This is a genomic window from Streptomyces sp. NPDC005533, assembly GCF_042871845.1.
Taxonomy (GTDB): domain Bacteria; phylum Actinomycetota; class Actinomycetes; order Streptomycetales; family Streptomycetaceae; genus Streptomyces.
The window spans coordinates 1-2873 of sequence record NZ_JBIAJH010000147.1 but is presented as its reverse complement, the minus strand read 5'-3'; the positions used below and the strand labels follow the sequence as shown (position 1 = coordinate 2873).

The 2873-nt window shown below is 67.9% G+C and carries 2 protein-coding genes and 1 pseudogene; 1 reads left to right on the top strand and 2 read right to left on the bottom strand.

What is annotated here, in order from left to right:
• Positions 1-565: 565 nt before the first annotated feature.
• The gene (locus tag ACFYP3_RS37410; RefSeq protein WP_388842569.1) at positions 566-1633 is read left to right on the top strand and encodes a helicase associated domain-containing protein; all 1068 of its coding nucleotides are present in this window, start codon (positions 566-568) and stop codon (positions 1631-1633) included.
• 174 nt (positions 1634-1807) lie between these two features.
• Here the strand turns inward: ACFYP3_RS37410 and ACFYP3_RS37405 are convergent, their stop codons facing one another.
• Together ACFYP3_RS37405 and ACFYP3_RS37400 are read right to left on the bottom strand one after the other, a co-directional pair.
• Positions 1808-2368, bottom strand: a complete 561-nt coding sequence (locus ACFYP3_RS37405; protein WP_388842567.1) for a DUF6262 family protein — start codon at positions 2366-2368, stop codon at positions 1808-1810.
• Positions 2365-2873, bottom strand: a pseudogene (locus ACFYP3_RS37400) (site-specific integrase); the annotation flags it as partial. The pseudogene ACFYP3_RS37400 and the gene ACFYP3_RS37405, both read right to left, overlap by 4 nt.

The following is a 2873-nucleotide window of genomic DNA, read 5'->3' as shown; positions in this document are numbered from 1 at the left end:
TTCAACCGGAGTTTCGTTGCGTGCGTGACGGGCCCAGCCGAGCAGCCCTGGCCTGCAGACTCACGTGATCACCAGGACTTTGAAACGGCCCTGGTGCTGGACCGCCGAAGATAGGGCCGTGGGCGGGCTGTCAAGTGCTGTGGTAGGGCGTGACGGTGACCGTCCCGCGCATCAGCACCGCCATCCTCAACCCCGAGATCTGGGCCCTCTCCAAGTTCGCCTACAACAAGACCCGGAACAACAAGCCGCTACAGAGAGCAACCACAACGGATCGATCAGGGCCACGCTGTCCGTTGCCCGAATATCAACCCCTTCGCCCAGAGTGGCGTTCCCGGATCATTCCCCGCCGCGTGAAACGCACTCGAATGGATCGGCCGTGGACATCGTTCAGGCGATCGGGCGGGCTTTGCGGCAGAAGCCCGGTGAAGGGAAGATGGCCACCCTGATCGTGCCCGTGTTTCTACGGGAAGACGAAAAACCTGAGGACATGCTTTCCTCGAATTCGTACCGCCCTCTTATCCGGATTTTGGAAGGAATTCGGGCGCATGATGAAAAAGCTGTGGAAATGCTCGCTATTCCGCAGGAGCCCCGGAAACGCGTCGTCGACCCGTCGTTGCCGGTCGGTCCGGCACCTGTCGAGGGCGCGGAGGAGAGCCGGCTCCTGCTCCGGTTCGCAGCCCCCCGCGACCCCGCGGTCATCGCGAAATGGATCACCTACCAGGTGATCAACACCGAACGTCAGGACTGGCGCCGAGGCGCGGAAGCCGCACTGCGGTACCGGCAGCGTGAGGACCACCTGGACGTCCCCTACGAGCACGTCGAGACCGCGGGGGCGTACCCGCTCGGACGCTGGCTCTCCGACCAGCGGCGCGCCTACCGGGCCGGGACCATGACCGGCGAGCGAGCCGCCGAGCTGGAGGAGCTCGGGATCGTGTGGGACACCGCCGACGCCGCCTTCGAGCAGAATCTGGGCGCAACGCGGGCCTACTACGAGCTGCACGGGACCCTCGCGGCCCCGCGGGGCGCCACCATCCTGGACATCGCGATCGGGCAGTGGCTGACCAACGTCCGCCGCCCCGGTGGGCTGGGCAAGGACCCGGGCCGGGTGCAGCGGCGGGCCGCGGCGCTCGCCGCGATCGACCCAGACTGGAACCCGGGGACGCTCGGGTGGACAGTCGACTGGCAGCGGCACTACGCCTACCTCGCCCAGCTCCTGGCCGAAGGCGCCCGTCTGGCCGCGATCGTGCCGGGGGTGACGCGGCACGGCGAGGACGTCGGACGGTGGCTCGCCACCCAACGACGGGACTGGGACCGGCTGAACGAGGAGCAGCAGCGCCGGCTCGGCGAACTCGGCGTAACGAAGGCCGTACGGGCGCGTAAGGCCCCCTCGAAGACGACCGCGGCGCCTGAGCCGCGCACGGGCGGTACGGCATTCCAGAAAGGACTGGAGGCCCTCCAGCAGTACGTGGCGCGGCAGGGCGGGATGCCGGGGCGGGGCGTCGTCGAACGGCTCCCCGACGGCACCCAGCACCGGGTGGGGATCTGGATCAGCAACCAGAAAGCCCGCCGCGACAAGCTCGACCAGGCACAACTCCACGCCCTCGCCGACCTCGGCGTGCAGTGGGCACAGTAGCGGGCGGCCTCGGCGTCGGCTGGTAGATATGACATCGGCGGCCGGGGCCCGGGGGTAGCCGCCTGTGTCCTTTCACCGGACGCCCTCCGTGGCCGAGGCCGGGTACTCGGTCTACCCCGAAGCGGGGCGTGCGGTCGGCCTCCTTCATGCCCTTTCCCGATGCACGGTCGGGCCTCAGCGTGCGGTGTTCTCGTTGCGGATCATGCGGCGCAGGCTGGTGCGGGCTGCCTCGAGGTCTTGTTCGAGGGATGCGGCGCGGGCGTTGAGGGCGGTGTTCTCGTCGGTGGCCTGGCGGAGCTGGTGGGCGAGCTGCTGGTTGTGGCGGGTGAGTTCGTCGACGCGTCCGGTGAGGGCCGAAGTGCTCAGGGCGTCGAGTTGCTGTCCGAGTTGATGTTGAAGGGCCTGCCTGAGCTGTTCTCGCTCTTCGCGGAGGCCGCGGATCTCCTGCCGGGCCAGATCAAGTTCCGTGCGCAGTGTCGCGTCGGGATTCCGGGCAGAAGTGGGCTGGGGGACGTTGGGTTGCTGGCGTTGCTGGGCGGCTTCGATGTGTTCGCGGATGCCTTCGGTGTAGGTGAGCCAGGTGGAGACATTGGCGGTGCGGGCGACCGCGGTGTGCGTGATCTTCTTGCCCTGTTGTTCCAAAGTGGCGAGGGCGGTGTGGACGCGCTGACGTTTGTCGAGGCTGTCGCGGCGGCGGGCCTGGACGAGGGTGTGCGCGTTCCCGCGGGGGTTCATGCCTCTTCCTTCGTGATGACGGTGAGTGGCAGGAGGGTGTGTGTGCCGGCGCGGACCTTGCGCAGGATGGTGCTGGCTTGCTCGATTTCCTGGCGTTCCGTGGCGGGCAGGGAGGCGAGTTGGCGGCGCATACGGTCGGTGACCTGTTCGAAGGCGCTGATCTGGGCGGTGAGGGCGGTGATGACGAATTCGGCTGGGTCCATGGCCAGGGCCGTCTCGCGGTCGGCGCGGAGTTCGTTGATGTGTTGTTCGATCGCTGTGAGGTAGGAGGGGTCGGGGCGGTAGTAGCCGCAGCCCGCGCACTGGAAGCGGATGGGGCAGGAGCTGCCGCCTGCTTTGACGTTGCTGGGTTCGGTGCATCCGCCGTAGGGGACGGCGACCGAGCGGAGTTCGTAGGCGGACTCCGAGCAGGGGCTGGGACGGCCCTGGTTGTCGACGACGTGGGCGGAGAGTTTGGTGACGGCGTCGCGTTTTCGTTTGAGGGAGACGGTGTAGTAGCGCTGGG